Annotated in this window: 19 protein-coding genes; 15 read left to right on the top strand and 4 right to left on the bottom strand. The window is 40.5% G+C overall.

Annotated features, from left to right (window positions below):
* Window positions 1-9 precede the first annotated feature (9 nt).
* The 10 genes from CA265_20160 (at window position 10) to CA265_20205 (ending at window position 8,614) form a co-directional block, all read left to right on the top strand.
* Window positions 10-213, top strand: a complete 204-nt coding sequence (locus tag CA265_20160; GenBank protein ID ARS41841.1) for a thiamine biosynthesis protein ThiS — start codon at window positions 10-12, stop codon at window positions 211-213.
* 88 nt (window positions 214-301) lie between these two features.
* Entirely contained in the window at window positions 302-2,185 is a 1,884-nt protein-coding gene (locus CA265_20165; GenBank protein ARS41842.1) for a phosphomethylpyrimidine synthase ThiC, read from the top strand.
* Between the two features lie 5 nt (window positions 2,186-2,190).
* The gene (locus tag CA265_20170; protein ARS41843.1) at window positions 2,191-2,805 is read left to right on the top strand and encodes a hypothetical protein; all 615 of its coding nucleotides are present in this window, start codon (window positions 2,191-2,193) and stop codon (window positions 2,803-2,805) included.
* Complete coding sequence (locus CA265_20175; protein ID ARS41844.1) at window positions 2,802-3,440, top strand: thiamine-phosphate diphosphorylase; 639 nt, start codon at window positions 2,802-2,804, stop codon at window positions 3,438-3,440. The genes CA265_20170 and CA265_20175 overlap by 4 nt, the downstream gene beginning before the upstream one ends.
* 10 nt (window positions 3,441-3,450) lie before the next feature.
* Complete coding sequence (locus tag CA265_20180; GenBank protein ARS41845.1) at window positions 3,451-4,221, top strand: thiazole synthase; 771 nt, start codon at window positions 3,451-3,453, stop codon at window positions 4,219-4,221.
* Window positions 4,208-5,326, top strand: a complete 1,119-nt coding sequence (locus tag CA265_20185; protein ARS41846.1) for a 2-iminoacetate synthase ThiH — start codon at window positions 4,208-4,210, stop codon at window positions 5,324-5,326. Before CA265_20180 ends, CA265_20185 begins: the two co-directional genes overlap by 14 nt.
* The gene (locus CA265_20190; GenBank protein ID ARS41847.1) at window positions 5,326-6,363 is read left to right on the top strand and encodes a thiamine biosynthesis protein ThiF; all 1,038 of its coding nucleotides are present in this window, start codon (window positions 5,326-5,328) and stop codon (window positions 6,361-6,363) included. The genes CA265_20185 and CA265_20190 overlap by 1 nt, the downstream gene beginning before the upstream one ends.
* Before the next feature lie 255 nt (window positions 6,364-6,618).
* A complete protein-coding gene (locus CA265_20195; protein ARS41848.1) occupies window positions 6,619-7,170 on the top strand; it encodes a hypothetical protein in 552 nt (183 codons plus the stop codon).
* Window positions 7,171-7,347: 177 nt separating this feature from the next.
* The gene (locus CA265_20200) at window positions 7,348-7,860 is read left to right on the top strand and encodes a nuclease (GenBank protein ARS41849.1); all 513 of its coding nucleotides are present in this window, start codon (window positions 7,348-7,350) and stop codon (window positions 7,858-7,860) included.
* Between the two features lie 250 nt (window positions 7,861-8,110).
* Window positions 8,111-8,614, top strand: coding sequence for a very short patch repair endonuclease (locus tag CA265_20205; protein ID ARS41850.1), 504 nt, complete (start codon window positions 8,111-8,113; stop codon window positions 8,612-8,614).
* Between the two features lie 50 nt (window positions 8,615-8,664).
* On the opposite strand, the gene CA265_20210 is transcribed toward CA265_20205, so the two are convergent.
* Both CA265_20210 and CA265_20215 read right to left on the bottom strand, forming a co-directional pair.
* The gene (locus tag CA265_20210; protein ARS41851.1) at window positions 8,665-9,339 is read right to left on the bottom strand and encodes a hypothetical protein; all 675 of its coding nucleotides are present in this window, start codon (window positions 9,337-9,339) and stop codon (window positions 8,665-8,667) included.
* Window positions 9,311-9,514, bottom strand: coding sequence for a transcriptional regulator (locus CA265_20215; protein ID ARS41852.1), 204 nt, complete (start codon window positions 9,512-9,514; stop codon window positions 9,311-9,313). Before CA265_20215 ends, CA265_20210 begins: the two co-directional genes overlap by 29 nt.
* Window positions 9,515-9,717: 203 nt before the next feature.
* On the opposite strand from CA265_20215, the gene CA265_20220 reads away from it, so the two are divergent.
* Window positions 9,718-10,794, top strand: a complete 1,077-nt coding sequence (locus CA265_20220; protein ARS41853.1) for a hypothetical protein — start codon at window positions 9,718-9,720, stop codon at window positions 10,792-10,794.
* Window positions 10,795-10,826: 32 nt separating this feature from the next.
* On the opposite strand, the gene CA265_20225 is transcribed toward CA265_20220, so the two are convergent.
* Both CA265_20225 and CA265_20230 read right to left on the bottom strand, forming a co-directional pair.
* On the bottom strand, window positions 10,827-12,101 hold the full coding sequence (locus tag CA265_20225; GenBank protein ID ARS41854.1) for a DNA (cytosine-5-)-methyltransferase: 1,275 nt from the start codon (window positions 12,099-12,101) through the stop codon (window positions 10,827-10,829).
* Window positions 12,102-12,191: 90 nt separating this feature from the next.
* Window positions 12,192-12,755 carry a hypothetical protein gene (locus CA265_20230; GenBank protein ARS41855.1) on the bottom strand — a complete coding sequence of 188 codons (564 nt, stop codon included), beginning with the start codon at window positions 12,753-12,755 and terminating at the stop codon, window positions 12,192-12,194.
* Window positions 12,756-12,912: 157 nt separating this feature from the next.
* Here CA265_20230 and CA265_20235 point away from each other — a divergent pair, with 157 nt between their 5' ends.
* The 4 genes from CA265_20235 (at window position 12,913) to CA265_20250 (ending at window position 19,268) form a co-directional block, all read left to right on the top strand.
* Window positions 12,913-13,116 carry a hypothetical protein gene (locus CA265_20235; GenBank protein ID ARS41856.1) on the top strand — a complete coding sequence of 68 codons (204 nt, stop codon included), beginning with the start codon at window positions 12,913-12,915 and terminating at the stop codon, window positions 13,114-13,116.
* Between the two features lie 433 nt (window positions 13,117-13,549).
* Window positions 13,550-13,888: a hypothetical protein gene (locus CA265_20240; GenBank protein ID ARS41857.1), complete on the top strand. Its 339-nt coding sequence runs from the start codon at window positions 13,550-13,552 to the stop codon at window positions 13,886-13,888.
* A gap of 800 nt (window positions 13,889-14,688) precedes the next feature.
* A complete protein-coding gene (locus CA265_20245) occupies window positions 14,689-16,329 on the top strand; it encodes a hypothetical protein (GenBank protein ARS41858.1) in 1,641 nt (546 codons plus the stop codon).
* Window positions 16,330-16,646: 317 nt separating this feature from the next.
* Window positions 16,647-19,268, top strand: coding sequence for a hypothetical protein (locus tag CA265_20250; protein ID ARS41859.1), 2,622 nt, complete (start codon window positions 16,647-16,649; stop codon window positions 19,266-19,268).
* Window positions 19,269-19,361 lie beyond the last annotated feature (93 nt).

Consider the following 19,361-nt stretch of genomic DNA (forward strand, 5'->3'; position numbering starts at 1 on the left):
TTTTTTAATATGGAAGTAACTATAAACAATCAAAACCATCTCCTTAACGAAGCCTGTTCCATCGCACAGATGCTTGCTTTGGTGCTCTTTTCAGAAACCAATGGCCTTGCCATAGCCGTAAACCAAACCATCATTTCCAAATCTGATTGGGACAGGTATCTGCTAAATCCAGGCGACCAGGTCATCATCATTAAAGCCACGCAGGGCGGATAATGTTGAAGAGAGCGGGAGTGAATGCGCATTTCACAATCCATTCAATCATTCCTTCATTCAATTACTCAATAATCGAACCTACCCATATATGAAACAAGAAAAAACCCCAAATCAGGAAGTCATCAGCCGCAGCCCTTTTCCGGCCTCACGTAAGATATTTGTACCCGGAAAAATCCACGATATACAAGTGGCCATGCGCGAGATCAGTTTAACCGAAACCAAAATCCACAATGGCTTTGGTTTAACCGAACCCAATCCGCCTGTAACCGTTTACGATACCAGCGGACCCTATACCGATCCTAATGCGGTTATTGATGTAAAAAAAGGCTTGCCACGCATCAGGGAGCAATGGATTAAAGACCGACTGGATATAGAAGAACTCGCTGAACTATCTTCAGCTTACGGACAACAGCGCCTGGCCGATGAAAAACTTGATGCTTTACGCTTTAATTTCATCAACAAACCCTATAAAGCACAGGCTGGCGCCAATGTGTCGCAAATGCATTATGCCAGAAAAGGAATCATTACGGCTGAAATGGAGTATATAGCCATCAGGGAAAACCAACAGATTGAATTGCTTAATGCACAACTGGGCGAACAGCACGAGGTAATGAACCACCAGCACCAGGGCAATAGCTTCGGTGCAAATACCCCGAAAGGTTACATCACTCCCGAATTCGTAAGGGCAGAGGTAGCCGCTGGCCGTGCCGTAATTCCCTGCAACATCAACCACCCCGAGCTTGAGCCGATGATTATTGGCCGAAACTTTCTGGTGAAAATTAATGCCAATATTGGCAATTCAGCTGTTACTTCCACCATCGAAGAAGAAGTAGAAAAAGCCGTGTGGGCCTGCCGCTGGGGAGCCGATACCATTATGGATTTATCAACCGGAAAGAATATCCACGAAACCCGCGAATGGATTATCCGCAATTCACCCGTGCCCATCGGTACTGTTCCGATTTATCAGGCTTTGGAAAAAGTAAATGGAAAAGCCGAAGACCTGACCTGGGAAATTTTCCGCGATACTTTAATTGAGCAAGCCGAACAAGGCGTAGATTATTTTACCATCCATGCCGGCGTACTGCTCCGTTATGTGCCTTTAACCGCTAAAAGGATTACTGGTATTGTTTCGCGGGGCGGATCGATTATGGCCAAATGGTGCCTGGCTCATCACAAAGAAAATTTCCTGTATACCCATTTTGAGGAAATCTGCGAAATTATGAAAGCATACGATGTCGCCTTTTCATTAGGTGATGGCTTAAGACCTGGCTGTATTGCCGATGCCAATGATGCCGCACAGTTTTCGGAGCTCGAAACCCTTGGCGAACTCACCAAAATCGCCTGGAAACACGATGTCCAAACGATTATAGAGGGCCCCGGGCATGTACCCATGCACCTGATTAAGGCCAATATGGAAAAACAACTCGAACATTGCGGCGAAGCGCCTTTTTACACTTTAGGTCCGCTAACGATTGATATTGCGCCTGGTTACGACCACATTACCTCAGCCATTGGCGCTGCCATGATCGGCTGGTTTGGCACAGCCATGCTCTGTTATGTAACCCCGAAAGAACACTTAGGACTGCCCAACAAAAAGGATGTTAAAGATGGCGTAATTACCTATAAAATTGCTGCCCATGCGGCCGATTTAGCTAAAGGTCACCCAGGTGCGCAATACCGCGATAATGCTTTAAGTAAGGCACGGTTCGAGTTTAGATGGGAAGATCAATTTAACCTCTCCCTCGATCCAGATACCGCAAAAGAGTTTCATGATGAAACTTTACCTGCCGAAGGTGCTAAGATTGCACACTTCTGTTCGATGTGCGGTCCGAATTTCTGTTCCATGAAAATTACACAGGATGTGCGCGAATATGCGGCAAAACAAGGCGTAGCAGCAGAAGAGGCTTTGGCGCAGGGCATGCAGGAAAAATCGAAAGAGTTTACCCAAAAAGGAAGCGAAATTTATTCTTAAGCCAAATGGAACTGATTGTAATTGCTAGGCCAAGCCTTTTTAAGGAAGAATGTCATCTTGTAAACCAGCTTTTCGAAGCCGGTTTACAGGTGTTCCATTTGCGTAAGGAAAATGCCAGTGAAGCTGACTACAGGAGAATTATTGAAGGGATTTTACCCGAATATCATCCCCGTATTGCTTTACACCATTTCCATACATTGGCCAGCGATTATAACATGAAAAGAATCCACCATACCGAAAGTTTCAGAAAAAGTCTTCAAATTGAAGAATTAGCCAAAAACAAGGTATTCAGCACATCCATCCACCAGTTAATAGATCTCGATCAGATCGCGTCATACCATTACAGCTTTTTTAGCCCGGTGTTCAACAGCTTTTCCAAACCTGGTTATAAAGGAATTATCCCTCCGGGTTTTCGATTGAAGAAGACTGATACCCAGCCAAAAATAATCGCCCTTGGTGGCATTGGTTTAAACCAGATTGATCAGGTAAAAGAAATGAATTTCGATGGCCTGGCCTTATTGGGCTGTATCTGGAACGATCCGGCACAAGCCTTAACCAATTTTAAAAAAGCACAGCAACATTGCCTGGTGCACCCACAAAAACCTTTAAAAACATCATGATCATTCAACCCTTACAATATATTTCGCAGGCACCCCGAACCGGCAACCACTTAGATGCCATTGAAGCCGTACTTCAGGCTGGCGGAAAATGGATTCAGCTCCGCATTAAAAACCAGGCCGAAAGCGAAATACTGCCCTTTGCAAAAGCAGCACAAGCCCTGTGCGAAAAATATGGCGCCAAACTCATTATAAACGATTTTCCACACCTCGCTAAAGCCGTAGGCAGTTATGGCGTACACCTGGGTTTACAGGATATGCCCATTGCCGAAGCCCGGAAAATCATCAACCCGACACAAATTATTGGTGGTACAGCCAATACCTTCGAACACATTTTACAACGGGTAGCCGAAGGTGCCGATTACATTGGACTTGGCCCTTTCCGTTTTACCAGAACCAAAGAAAACCTGAGCCCCATCGTAGGGCTGGAAGGTTACCATAAATTAATGGAAAGAGTAAGAAAGGCCGGTATCAGCACCCCGATTATTGCCATAGGCGGTATCGAAGCCGAAGATATTCCTGCCATACTCGAAACCGGTATTTATGGTGTTGCGGTATCGGCAGCACTCACCAACCAAATCCAAACTTCGGCAGTATTAGCCGAAATTAACAGCAAATTCACCGTGCATTCGCTTTAAAACAACAGCTATGTTAACAATTGCAAATCAAACCTTTAGCTCGCGCCTCTTTACCGGAACAGGAAAATTTAGTTCGGCCAGGGAAATGGAAAGCGCATTAATTGCTTCGGCCTCTGAACTGATTACCGTGGCCCTTAAACGTGTCGATTTAAAAGGCAAGGACGACGATATCCTGCAGCACCTTAAACATCCACATATTAATTTATTGCCCAATACTTCGGGTGTTCGTAATGCCAAAGAAGCTGTTTTTGCTGCACAGCTGGCACGCGAAGCCCTTGAGACCAACTGGATTAAGTTAGAAATCCACCCCGATCCTAAATACCTGATGCCTGACCCGATCGAAACGCTAAAGGCAACAGAAGAACTGGTCAAACTCGGATTTGTGGTGTTGCCTTATATCCATGCCGACCCGGTTTTATGTAAACGTTTAGAAGATGTAGGTACCGCAGCGGTGATGCCTTTAGGTTCGCCCATCGGCAGTAACAAAGGATTAAAAACCATCGATTTTTTAGAAATTATTATCAGCCAGAGCAGGGTTCCGGTTATTATCGATGCCGGTATAGGTGCACCATCTGACGCGGCCAAAGCCATGGAAATTGGTGCCGATGCCGTTTTGGTGAATACCGCAATTGCCATCGCCAAAAACCCAACTGATATGGCCACTGCCTTTAAACTGGCTGTAGAAGCTGGCAGAATGGCCTTCGAATCTAAACTGGGTAGCCAGCAACATTACGCTGCAGCCAGCAGTCCACTAACCGCATTTCTTGATGAACAGTTTTAACGAGGTATTCGAATCCTATAGCTGGGATGATACCAAAGCCAGCATTTACGATAAAACAGCAGCCGACGTAGAAAGGGCGCTCGGCAGTAGCCAGCGCAGCCTCGAAGATTTTAAGGCATTGACTTCGCCTGCGGCTTTGCCTTATCTCGAAGATATGGCACAGATAAGTCAGCGCTTAACCTTAGATCGTTTTGGCCGGGTAATCCAGATGTATATTCCGCTTTACCTTTCCAACGAGTGCAACAACATTTGTACCTATTGTGGTTTCAGTTACGATAATAAAGTACGGCGGCGCACCCTTAACCCGATGGAAATTATGCAGGAAGTGGCCGTGATTAAAGGCATGGGTTACGACCATGTTTTACTCGTTACCGGCGAGGCTAACCAAAGTGTGCATACCGATTATTTTAAAAAAGTATTAGACCTGATCAGTCCACATTTTGCCCATATATCGATGGAGGTACAGCCTTTGGATGTAGCAGATTATGAAACACTTATTCCGCACGGTTTAAATACGGTACTCGTTTACCAGGAAACCTATCACCAGGACGATTACCGCAAACATCATCCTAAAGGCAAAAAAGCTAACTTTTTATACCGTTTGGAAACCCCCGACCGTTTAGGGCAGGCCGGTATCCATAAAATGGGACTTGGTGTTTTAATCGGACTGGAAGACTGGCGAACAGATTCATTTTTTACGGCCCTGCATCTATCTTACCTCGAAAAACAGTATTGGCAAAGTAAATTCAGCATCTCGTTCCCCAGGTTACGTCCCTTCAGCGGTGGTTTAGAACCTAAAGTGGTGATGAACGACAAAGAGCTGGTGCAGCTGATTTGTGCTTATCGTTTATTTAACAGCGAAGTAGAATTGTCCATCTCTACCCGCGAAACCATGGCCTTCCGGAACCAGGTGATTAAGCTGGGTATTACCGCCATCAGTGCGGGTTCTAAAACCAATCCCGGTGGTTACCAAGTAGAACCACAATCCTTAGAACAGTTCGAAATATCTGACGAGCGCTCTGCACAGGAAATTGCTGCCATGATCAGAAAACAGGGTTACGAACCGATCTGGAAAGATTGGGACAGGAGTTTAATTAGCAAATGATGTTAGTAAAAGAAGAACTGAGCCGTTACAACCGGCAAATGATCTTGCCTGAACTGGGTTTGGCAGGACAGGAAAAGCTAAAGGCCGCTAAGGTACTCGTCATTGGTGCGGGTGGTCTAGGCTGCCCCATTTTGCAATACCTGGCAGCAGCGGGAGTGGGCGAAATCGGCATTATAGATGACGATGTAGTGGAACTGAGCAATCTGCACCGGCAAATCCTTTATAACCATACCGACATTGGTCAGCCGAAGGCAAAGGTAGCGGCTGAGAAACTGGCGGTGCTTAATCCAAATATTCGCCTTAAGGTTTATCATGAACGTTTTACCGCAGCAAGCGCCGCCAAGATCTGTCGGGATTACGATCTGATAATCGATTGTTCTGATAACTTTAGTACCCGCTATCTCGTAAACGATACCTGTGTGGCTTTAGGAAAAATACTCTTGTTCGGCTCTATTTTACAATTTGAAGGACAGGTAGCCGTATTTAACTACCAGGGTAGTGCAAACTATAGAGACCTCTATCCGACACCACCCACTGAAAACCTGAACTGCGCAGAAGGAGGGGTAATTGGTATTTTACCCGGCATAGTGGGTTTGTACATGGCCAACGAAGCCCTGAAATTAATTTGTGGTATTGGCGAAACCCTTTCCGGTAAACTCATGACCATTAATGCGTTGAACAATACCGTACTGGTATTTAAAATTGCAGCCGAAAAATCAGCTGATCCCGCAAAACCAGCAGCCACAAAAAACGATAAAGCTATACCAGAAATCAATAAAACCACCTTAAATAACTGGCTGGAAACCCAAGCCGATGATGTTTTTTTAATTGATGTACGCGAAAGTTACGAACATGAAGAGGACAATATTGGGGGCATCAACCTTCCCCTGTATGAACTAACGGAGTCGCTTGCCGCGATCCCAAAGAACAAAAACGTAGTTTTTTACTGCCAAACCGGGCAAAGAAGCAAAATGGCCGTGCAGTTATTGACTGGGCTTTACCAGGGAGAGGTGTATAGCTTAAAAAATGGGCAATAACACGCTAATCGCTCCACGCCAAACGCTTGACCATTTACATCTTCCATTTTTCTAACCGCAAAGGGCACAGAGAGAAAGGTGCAAAGCCAGGTGTATTTTTTTTTTATAGAAAGATCGTCATCTCGACCGAAGCCACGCGGAGTGCCTGCCCGTACAGGCGGGGAGAGATCTTTGGACTGCTGATTCCCGACTCAAAATCGGCTCAATCTTTGCTCCTTCCCAAACTTAATTTTAAAAAGACACCCTATTTAGATCATGAACAAATTACCAGCCCTATCCCTAAAACCATTAGCTACTATTTTAATCCTGTTTACCCTTTTCTGCTCCGCCTGTTCCGAAACACCAGAACGTTTTTTCGATATTGCCATTCTCAATACCAACATGATTAACGATTTTGCCAGCGCCGACCTGGCCCGGCATATTAACGACGAAACCAAAGAATATCCTGATATCCCATCCAGTAAAAAGAAAGGCAACGAAGCCACCACCACCATCAATAATAAAATTTTATACCTGGAGCAATCGCTCGAAAAGGTAAAAAAGCTCTCCGCTTCCGGCGATGAAGAAAAAGAAATTAAAGCCCTTTCTCAGCAATTATACGAACTGGTCATCCCCGTTTACAAAAACGAATACCTGGCTTACGCCAAACTCTGCGACAGCAAAGGCAGCCAAAGTGCTAAAGATGAAATCATCAACAGCATCGACCAGAAATATGGCGCCCGCTTTGAACAAAACTTTAATACCCTAATGGAAAAAGGCAAAGCCTATGCCCAACAAAACAACATCCAGGTAAACTGGGGACAATAAAAATATAAGCGATGGTTTAACCCAGGTGTGATCCATTTGGGTTAAACCACTAATAGCCGCTACATACCCCTTATCGGGCAATAATAAGTTAAACTTATTGTTCGGCTATTGCGCCTGGACCAAAAACGACAACAAGATTGCGTACATTCGCAGCGCAGAAATTACAAGAATATATTGATGAAGTGTCTAAGCAGATGGATTTTACTCCTCTCGTTATTATTGATAAGCAGTAGCCATGAAGCTGCACAACAAATCGTTTTAAAAACCTTTACCGCCAAAGTCATCCGCATCATGGATGGCGACACCATGGAGGTCTTATACCACAACCAGCCCATCAAAATCCGTTTGGCGCATATCGATTGCCCTGAAAAACGTGGATCACAACCTTTTGGTAACAATGCTAAAAAAGCCTTATCCGATTTATGTTTCGGGCAAATGGTGAACGTACAAGGCCAAAAATACGACCGCTACAAAAGGTTAATTGCTGTGATTATCAACGCTAAAAAACAAGTGGTGAACCAGGAAATGATCAAGAAAGGTATGGCCTGGCATTATAAAAAATACTCGAATGATTTGCTTTATGCGCAGCTGGAAATCACCGCCAGGAAAAATAAGGTAGGCTTATGGCAGGAAGCAGATGCCGTAGCGCCCTGGGCCTGGCGGGAAACAAAGCATGCTTTGACAAAATAGAATACAAACATAATCTACATATTAGTCAATCTCAATGCTGACTCTCTTGAAAGCCCAGTTTAAACCTACAAAATCAGGAAGAGATTATCATGATTATAATCACGCCAAAAACTTGATCTTGAAAATCTTTGGGATAAGATACAGATTGATTAGGCCAACGCAGTCTTCTGAATAAATTGAGATGCCATGATTTGCGAACATAGAATAAACGCTCTTCAGAACTAAACTGCCTGTGGATTGTTTTTACCATATGGCTACCAAAAAATATCCGGAAGATAAAGATGTCATTAAAGTACCTCGCTTTGAAGAGGCCGCAGGTTTCTATACTACCATAGAGCGTAGTAAAAGAATGGCCAATATTAAAAGCAAAAATACTAAAGCAGAAGTGTTATTAAGAAAAGCACTATGGGCAAAAGGGCTACGTTTTCGAATACACGTAAAAAATATGCCTGGCAAACCGGATATTGTGATCAATAAATATCGTTTGGCCATATTTGTTGATGGGAGTTTCTGGCATGGGTACAAATGGGAACAGAAAAAAGCAGAAATCAAAAGTAATATGGATTTTTGGATTCCAAAGATCGAAAGCAATATGCTAAGAGATGTTAAAAATAGTAAGGATCTGGAAGATGCTGGTTATACTGTTATGAGGTTTTGGGATCACCAGATTAAAAAAGAACTCAAAAAGTGTATTAATCAAATTTGTTTATATGTAGAAACTGCTAAAACAAGCTCAATTCCTTCACTTATGTAAATATTAAAAACTTAGGCATGATTACTACTTGCTACATAATTTTTGTCACTTTAAGGCCTATATATATAGGCACCATTTGGATGCAATGCTGTTTTTCTTAACCATATTATATTCATTTTATTCTCTTTCCTAATTTTTCTGATTCGTCTTGTCCAGTCGCGCAGCTGAGAAATAATATCTAGTTTGTAAGGCGGAATTTCAATATTTGGGTTAAGTTCAAAAAAAATTCTCAAACGTTTACCCGCGGATGGCTCAGCCATCAAAGTCTTCATCTGCCCACTGTTATAGTCACTAAAGAAATGTTTTTTTCCACGATTACAAAGGTCGCATAACGTCCAAAGATTATCTGGATCGTTTGTACCACCCCAATCAACGGGAATTTTGTGATCTACCTGTAGGGTTATGCCATCCTTAATGGTTCTGCCACAACGTTGACAAGTCGAAAGGTCTCGATGTATAATCTGATAGCGGAGTTTTTCTGAAATAGTTACCCTAGATTTCTCACTTAATAACTGAATTGGGGAATCGAGACGATACCCCTTAGATAAGGTTTTAATATCCCAACCATCTTGCCTGAGCGTTCTAACTACCCTTTGCCAAGAGTGACTTTGAGCAACCTCCGCTAATTCATCCCGCGTCAGGGCTTTGCCCAAATGCTTAAGGAAATAAGAAATTAGGTTTGTTTTAACACTCATATTAATCGAAAAGACTTCCAGGGCTAACATTGAGCGCTATTGCAAGCTTCTGAATAACAGTGATGGATACATTACGTTTTCCCTTTTCAATACCAGGCAAATAAGTTCTGTCAATGTTTGCTAAGTTTGCAAAAGCCTCTTGGGACAATCCTTTAGCTTCTCGTAAGGCTTTTATCTTATTTCCAAATTTGATTTTGATATCCACCTTCAAATTTGTGGAAATGTAGACACGTGAACAACGGACTATTGTCTACTTTATATATTGCGGAGTAGATCGTTAAACCATCAACTGAATTCATAAAAATGATCTTAAGGGCCAAGATGAGTTAAACGGGATTTAGAATAGAAAAAACCATAAATAAAGTATATTTTTAAACTTTAAAATAATATTTGTAGCCGATAAGCATAATGAAAAAAGGAAATAAAGGTGAGTGGAGTGAATTATATGTTTTTTTTAAGGTTCTAGCAGATAAGCTCCTATTTCCTGGTGATGCAAATCTAAATATTAGGGCCGGTCACTTCTATCCCATTGTAGAAGTGCAAAGAAAAGAGGGTGGAGTAGACAAAACTTATACACTAACGCCAATGCATGTAATTGTCGATAAGAATGGACCATCACCAAAATTAGTGAAATATGCGGTATTTCAGGCAGAGGCAGCTAGCCTCCTGAACGCTATAAAGACTTCGAGCGCTACATTTTCTGTTCCAAGGGCAGAAAATTTTCTCAATTCGATCGGTGGTACTCAGATAAAAGCTGATTCAAGCCTAAAAGCAGATATTGTTATACAGGTACATGATTCGCGAACAAATCTTCAGCGAATTCTGGGATTTAGTATCAAATCTAAATTGGGCGGTGCATCTACTTTGCTTAATGCAGGTCACACTACAAATTTCGTTTTTAAGATAAATGGTCCGATCATGACTCCATCAGACATGAGAAGGATCAATGCAATCACTACTCGAAATAAAATTAGGGATAGAGTAAATGAGATACTAACCCATGGATCAACATTGGAATATAAGGAATGTGAGAACCCAATCTTTAACAATAACCTGATTATGGTGGACTCTTCTCTACCATCAATCCTCGCAAATGCCTTGAAACTTTTTAATGAAAAAGGCATATCATCATTGCCAGTTTTGACACAAGATTTAGAAACTGCTAATCCATTGGGTTTTGATCAAAGACACAACCACAAATTTTATGGAATGAAGATTAAACGGTTTCTTTCAGAGGTAGCTTTAGGAATGATGCCCAATAAAGTATGGAGTGGCCAGTATAATTCTACAGAAGGTTACATTATTGTTAAAAGTGATGGCGAGTTAGTATGTTACCATATCATTGAAAAGAATTTGTTCGAAGATTATTTGCTTGCCAATACAAAACTGGAGACTGCTAGTACCAGTAGACATGGGTTTGGGACTATCTACCAGATAGGTAGTGAGTACTTCATCAATTTAAACCTCCAGATAAGGTTTGTCTAAGTAGAACTTGGCCTTCGTATTAAAACCCAAACCTATATAATAGTAAGGCTTTCAAGTAAGGCTTTTCCTGTTGCTTGAATCGCAGGAACAGCTACGGAATTGCCAAACTGCTTGTATGCTGATGAGTCAGAGACTTTAATTAAAAATGATTTTGGGAAACCTTGTAATCTTGACCATTCTTTTGGGGTCATCTTTCTAATCCCCTCTCTGTTTACCTCACCTCTTATATGAGTCGTTGCAGTATAATCTACGATTCTGTGATCATATACAAGATTCCGTTCCCTTCCCATTCCACCTACAACAATTGCATTTGAAATTTCATTGTCTCCAATAATCTGAAAACCAAATCCATTCCCTTTTTCAGCATGCCTATTCTTATGGCTATGAAGAGTAGAGAGATATTGTTTCGATAGATAATATTTGGTCGGAACAATTTCCTCCTCCTTGATATCAGCAAAAGTCACCTTATTATTTGTTGGCTTTGGATAATTGAAATCAATATGTTTATGCTCCTTTTTATAACCGACTATGTAAATACGCTCCCTATTTTGTGGTACGCCAAAATCTTTAGCGTTGATAATTTGTGGCTCGGGCACCTCATATCCAAGGTCTTCTCTTAATACATTGAGAATGGTTGAAAGCGTTTTGCCCTTATCGTGATTTCTGAGTCCCTTCACATTCTCAAGAAAGATCGCTTTTGGTTTTCTAGTTCTGATGATTTCTGCTACATCAAAAAATAGGGTTCCCCTGGTATCCTCAAAACCGCCGCGTTTTCCTGCAATAGAAAATGCCTGACATGGGAAGCCAGCACATAAAACGTCAAATTCTTTTGGTATATAAGCCTTTATCTCAGGATCGGTAATATCACCGAAAGGAACTTCACCGTAATTATGTAGATAAGTTATTTTTGCATTTTTATCCCATTCACTAGTAAAAACGCATTTTCCGCCGAGATTTTGCATAGCGAGTCGAAAACCACCAATACCAGCAAATAGATCTATAAAAGTAAACTTTGGTTTTTTCGGCGCTGGAAATGGAATCTTATTCATTTCTTTAGCAATAAGCTTAACCAATTCTTCAATATTAAACTGATTAAAGATATCACTAGGCGTCATCTCTGATAGAAAACGTAGGGCATCGGAACGATAACTTTGTTCAGATTGGTGATTTAAGTTTTGAATGAAATGCGTGATTACAGCATCTCTTTCATTACCAGGGCGTTTAGTATTGATCTTATCAAGATTATGTACAAAATCCTTAATTCCAAATTGTTCTACAGTGTCTTCCTTTTTTGGCTTCAGTTTCATCGCTGCAAATTGCTAATTTTTTTCGTATTTTCTCAGGCGTCATCAAAAATAATAGTCGATGTGGAAACTTTTTCAGATGCTAAAAATTGATTATTGTCCAATCGAAGATAGCAAACGGGGGATATCCAATAATGGAATGCTTGGTATTTCGATTTTGCCTTGAGAATAATCTAACAATGTTTCACGCCCAATCCACATGACCCTTTTATCCAGCTTATATTTTACTGAACGTTTGTGTATATAGTAAGTGAAGTGATTAAATGCCTTTAAAAATTCACGATTTGGGTAAATCTTTTCCGTTCCGTTATAATAGAAGGGAAACATGCTCATTATTCCTGGGTTTACAATTTTTCCTGAGGTACGTGGGGTATAGAAATCTATAAAGGGGCCACTGTGTCGCTGATGGATATGATATGTTTTCATAACAGGGCTCTCCACTAGTCTGAGTTGCAAAGGACTAGTGCTAAAATCTACATGCTGGATAGCAAAACCATCCGAGACAATATTCAGTTTATCATACTGATCTTCAGATTTTATTATAATTACTCGTTCCTGCTGATAGGGAACTATAGGTACGATTTGACAGTTCTTACTTAGGCACCACCGAAGAAAATTATCACAATCCTTTTGCCCGAACAAAAAATTAACCTCCATGCTATTTGATACACTTATGTGATCAAAGTTATTATTTGTGTTTGAATTTCTTAAAGGTTTTTTTGCTTTAATGACCTTCAATTTACCCAGGGTAAATCAATTAATACCAATACAACCTTATTAATTAATATTTTTAAGAATTCATTTCAAAATTTAGATGGTAAACCAGGTGAGGATAGCACAGGGACATTCTATTACATCAAGCCCGGAAGCACTTGCCTACCTCCTTAGCTACGAAGCCAATGAAGAAGCTAGGTTGGATACTAAAAAAGCAATCAAATTAGCAACTTTGTCCTTATGGATTTCAGCTACATTAGCGGTTATATCTATCGTAGTTTCTATTTATTTTGGTTTAAAATAGCAAATTTTGGGTCGAAAATTAATCAAAAGATATTGCTTTAAGTTTAAAACACTTTACTTTTTGAGCCTAAAAATACAGTCTTGAAAAAATGAAAATTTAATTAGTTACCTAATATTTTTCAAAATCATCACTATTCACTATATTAGGTATAACCATTTTAAACACTGATTAACGAATTAAATCCACAATAGATGAACAAATTAACTCCTGTTATTTATTCATCCCTATTTTTAAGATTCCCGGATAACAGACATAAACACCTGGTTTATACCCATGGCAGCTGCCCTTGCAGGGTGGCGGGTATTCCTTTTAACCTTGGTCTCATTATTCTGAGCAGGGGTTCTCCATAAGCGAACGCCACCAATAAACATCCCGGGAACTGTTCAATACCATTAGGAGTGGCCGCAATATTTTGGCCTGTCAAAATAATCAGATGAAAAACCCAAAGTTTCAGGTTTTCCAGAGTTCGAAGAATTCAGAATACTACTATAGATTAAAAACCGGTAACGGTGAAATTATTTTAAGCAGCGAGGTTTACACCAGCAGGCAAAACTGTTTGAGTCGCATTACCAGTGTAAGACTGAATGTGTTGCAGGATCGTCACTTTATCCGAAAAGATGCTGCCGGTAATTATACCTTTAATTTAAAAGCCGCTAATGGCGAAATCATAGGCCGGAGCGGAAACTATACCACAGCTGCAAACCGGGAAAATGGCATTGAAGCGGTTAAATGCGATGCACCGGATGCCCCAACCGAAAATATCACTTCATAACCAACTGATGCTTTAACCCGCCTCAATTTGTTTAAATAAAAAATGAGCAGGCTATATCATAATATATAGCATTGTAGTGCAATTCACCTCTTTCAGCGGAGGTGTCTGCTGGCTGGGCTGTTCTATTTGTCCTAATCAAACAGGCCTCTTTCTTTTGATGAAAAAGAAAGAGACCTGACCCGAAAAACGTAAAGTAAAAGATATTTGGGCTTTTGTATTTGGGCCTAAAGGTGATGAATCAAAGGCTAATCTTGTTCAAATAAAGATTCTTAATCGCATTCAGCATGACTTGCTAAAGTCTGGCATTATTCCCACGCGAGTGGGCATCTTAATGTGATAAAAACCTACCAGGATAAAACGATTATCTTCAATGAGCAATCCTGATCCATTCCAGTTGCGAATGATGAACTTAAAACCATCAAATCATAGAAGAAGCTTAAATGACCTTATATTTCTTATATGGTAAGAAAATCACCATAAAAGTCTCTGTTTTGCAAACCAAATAATATTTGGCCATCATAAAAGGCAAAAACAAAGGATTTAGCTTCAACCCGGTTTAAATTGAGCAATAATGCGTTATACAAAGTTAAGATATAGTAAACATCAGGCCATAGATCTAATTAACTTCAATTATTATTTTAAAGCATGAGCTGATCTTCACAAGCGTTTTGATTTAAATTTTGTGTGATCGCATCCTGAAGAAATAAAATATGGCCGCTTAAGGCATTGTGAACAGAGATTGATGGCGTTGCAGGGTAGTGCAAACTGGAACAAACAAAACACTAAACACCTATATCATAATGAAAAACAAATCCTTGTTATTCCTGGGCATTAGCTGCCTTGGCCTTTACCTGTCATCCTGTAAGAAAGCCCAATTACCTATCGAAAACGAGACGACAACACTTAAACCTAAAACTACAGATTACTCTGCCACCAACATTATTACCCATAGCCGCAACCTGGCCGTGGTTTATTTTATCCCTTCAGATCTCGATACGGTGGCCGGCTGGCAAACGCGTTTACCAGATGTAATGGCTTATGCGCAAGAGTGGTATGGCCAGCAGATGCAGGCCGCAGGATATGGCAACAAAACATTTGGTTTATCTAAAGATCCGGTCACGCTGAAAACACAAATTGTATTAATTAGAGGCGCCAACCCTAAAGCCAGTTACAATACCAATTCTACCGCTTACAAAACAGAAATAGAGGCTTACTTTGCTTCGCATAGCGGCTTAAAAACCAGTAACCACGTATTGATTCTGGTGCCTGCTTTTGGTTACGACAATAACAGTGTAGAAGGCCCGCAACCTTTAGAAGGTGTACAACCCTTTTATGGCATTGGCCGCTACTGTTTCGCCATGGATAACGTGTATATGGATATGGCGTTAAAAGGTGTAATTAACAGTGGAAGAAACAATTTTGCCAAATGGGTGGGTGGTATGATGCACGAAATAGGCCATGCCTTTAATGCACCACACGATAAACAACACGAATCGCAGAATATTTGGCCCGGAGCCAACTTTAAAGAGCCGATTATGGCCTTGAGCAATTATTACCTCGAAGTTCGTCCTTGCTTTATTACCGATGCTACCGCAGCTATTTTCGACAGGTGTGAAGTATTTAACAACGATGCCAGTACCTACTATGGCGCGGTGACTACAAACATCAGCAAAATTTATGCGGGCTACAATTCAACTTCGGGCAATATAGAAGTATCGGGAAAATACAACAGTACAGGTACGGTAAGTAAGTTTACCTATTTCTTAGATCCTAATGTGAATAACGAAGGAACCGGAACCAATAAGGATTACAATGCCATTACCTGGGCTACGCCATCAATAGGTACCGATAGTTTTAACGTCACCATACCAATTGCTGAGCTTAAATATAAAACAGATGGTATTCCCTACGAATTTAAAATCAGAACGGTACATACCAACGGTACCATTACCGAAACCATTTATTTCTTTACTTTCCAGGGCGGTATTCCGGTAATCAATTTTGGCACCAAACCAGAGTTAAGCAAAAGCGGATGGACCATTGCAGGCTTTAGCACGCAGCAAAACACCACTTCAGAGAGCGCAGCAAAAGTATTGGATAACGATCCGGCAACGTTTTGGCACAGCAAGTGGTCGGGTACCCCAACAGGAACCTATCCGCACTACGTGAGTATCGATTTAGGTGTTGCGAAAACGGCTAAAGGCGTCAGTTTATTACACCGTGCAGGTGCTTACCGCTCAATCAAAAATTTTGAACTGCTCACCAGTACCGATGGAGTTAATTTTACCTCCCGCGGGAATTATGTGGCCCAAAATGTAACCACCACCCAATACTTTAGCTTCAGTAGTCCGCAAACTTTCAGGTACTTTAAAATAATTGCAAACTCATCATGGGATGGCACACAAAACGCCGCCATTGCCGAATTGGGTCTTTACAATTAATCAGGATTTGATTTAAAAGAGATATTGTTTAGCCCCGCATAAATATATGGGGGGCTAACGTATTTTAAAAAGGAACTTCTTATAAAATTACTTGCCGCTACTATTTAAATTTATGGATACTATAACAGAATCTGACCCAACGCCACTAACAATATTTATGCAGATGGGGCCTTTAATTTCAGGTTTAAAATGAGCCGCCATAAAAGTCTACAATGAGATTAATTATCGCTTTTCTCACTTTTTTTTTCTTCTTCACCTTTGGAGCATTCGCACAATCCACCGCCAAGGTTTTGTCGAAAATTTCGGCTTTGGACAGTTTGACTGCCATAAATTCCCCTGAAAAAGTTTACCTGCATCTTGATAAAACCTACTATTTAGCGGGAGATACGATTTGGCTAAAAGGATATACAGTAGATGCCAGGACGTCTTTACCGAGCAAAAAAAGCGGTGTTTTATATGTTGAGCTATTTAAGGGGCAAAAAACACTTAAAAAAAGGGTAATCCCGCTAACTTCCGGATTTGGCTGGGGAGATATTGCTCTGCCAGATACACTAAGCACAGGAACTTATCGCATCAGGGCATACACGCAATGGATGCGCAACTGGCCTACAGAATTCTTTTTCGATAAGACCGTTAAAATAGGCGGTCTGAAATCTGAAAATTTGATCACAAATACGGTTTATAATTATAATAGCAATCTTTTGACCAGCGCAGACATCAGCTTTGCCAATAGCAAAAATATACCATATATCCATTTACCGGTTAATTATACCATCAATATTGGTAACAACCGGACAGAGGTTATTAAAGCGGTAACAGACAATGCTGGAAAACTACACATCAGTCTGCCTATCGAAAAATTGGATAATGCATCAAAAGGAACAGTTCGTTTAACAGTTTCTATGACAAATGAAAAGTCTATTTCACGAACCTTCGATTTAGCGATTGATAATGATAGCATTGACCTCCAGTTTTTTCCCGAGGGCGGACAAATGGTGGCCGGGCTTCCTTGTCGCATTGGCTATAAAGCCATTAATACAAACGGACTAGGTACAAAATTGACTGGATCGGTTTTCGACCAGAATGGTACTGTGTTAGCAAGCCTATCGGAGAGCTACCTCGGTATGGGATCTTTCTATCTCACCCCACAGATTGGTTCAATTTATACGGCAAAGATAACCACATCTTCAGGCAGAAATCTTGCTTTCAACCTGCCAAAATCCATAGCTTCTGGTTATAATCTGGCTATTTCAGAAAAAGATAGCAATGAATTTTTGGTAAAGGTATTGGCTAGTGAAGATCTAGTTGCTGTAGGGAATTTACATCTGGTTGCCCAACATAATGGAGAAATATATAGTGATATGTTGATAAAAAATCCACAGCAAATTAATACACTAAAAATCAGAAAGGATAGTTTGCCGGTAGGTACATTGCTTTTTACTCTCCTTAATATTGAAGGTCTACCAGTTTGCGAAAGATTAGTTTTTGTAAATAAGAAGCCTGACAAAATCGAGATACAAATAGAAAAACTTGATAGTATTTATGCTTTACATCAGCAAATGGATATCGGACTAATCGCCAAAACGATGGATAAAGTAGTACAAGGTTCTTTGTCGGTTTCAGTAATAAATTCTAACATGGTTCAAACTGAGGAAGATGACGAGGGTAATATTCTGGCTACGCTACTCCTAACATCAGAACTTTCAGGTCATGTTGAAAAGCCGAATAGATATTTTATTAACCGTGATTCGGCAACAATAGCAAGATTGGATAATCTACTATTAACACAGGGTTGGCGTAAAGTTGATTGGGAAAAAATAGAAAGGCCAGGGCTGTTTGAATTTCCTGTAGAAAAGAAACTACAGATTAGCGGGAAGGTTTTCCAAGGCGAAAAACCAGTAATTAACGGCAAAGTATTATTGGTTACAGCAGGAAAGAACTTTAATATTGATCAGTCTACCACAGATAAGAATGGCCAGTTCCTGTTCGAACCAACTTTTACTGACACAGTCGGTTTTGCCATCAGGGCAGCAACTGAAAGTGGGCAGAAATCTGTAGAAATAAAGATAGATGAAGCAATCATACCAGAGGTAGGCATTAAAGATATTACAAATTACATTGACGATTACCCACAGAAGCCGCTTGACTACCGGAAACACAGGGAAGATTACAAGGCCTTGCTAATTAAGAAAGGCCTCTTATCTGGGGTAACTGAATTGGAAGATGTAGAGATTTTAGCTAAGAAGAAAAAGTATGAGCTTCCCGTTGATGCTAAAGCCAACTTAGTTAGCGCCACAAAGATGCAGACCATATACCAAGCTGACTTTGGGGGTGTTGCGGATATTAGTGAATATTTAACCCGGCATTTAAAGGGAGGTGTGATCATGAAAACTGATAAACAAGGTTATGAACGACTTATGCTGGCCGAACCAGGAATTGTGAAGGATGCTGCTACAAAAAAAATGTATACTTACGACAAGCCGTTAGTTGTGTATATTAATGGAAGAGCACTTGAAGAATCGTTTAATATCAGAGAACTCCCTTCAAAACAGATTGAACACATTAATTTTTTCATTAAGGATGAACTAAGAGAAGATGGATATGTAAAATTTGGATACCTCGAGATCGTGATGAACAAGGACGGTGTCTATTGGCAAAACTACCATAAAAATGTTTCTGGAATGGCAAGCATCATTAGGCAGGGATATAGCATCAGCAATTCTTTCTATTCACCAAAATACGCTATCAAACCTATTGAACAAAGAGCAGATCTAAGAAGTACCATCTTTTGGATGCCACATGTCTCCCCAAATTTAGAGGGCAAATTTAATCTTAAGTACTTCAATGGCAGTGTGCCAGGTAAATACAAGGTATTAATAGAAGGCATCGATTTACAAGGCAATTTGGCTAGAAGATCATTTTACTATGAGGTTAGATAGTGAATAGTTTTTTTTACAATGATGTTTAGTTGACCAAAAACTAATTTAATAGGCCATAGAAAAATTTGCATATTCAGATAGATATGGCTTTAA

The sequence above is a fragment of the Sphingobacteriaceae bacterium GW460-11-11-14-LB5 genome, from assembly GCA_002151545.1.
In the GTDB taxonomy this organism is placed as follows: Bacteria; Bacteroidota; Bacteroidia; order Sphingobacteriales; family Sphingobacteriaceae; genus Pedobacter.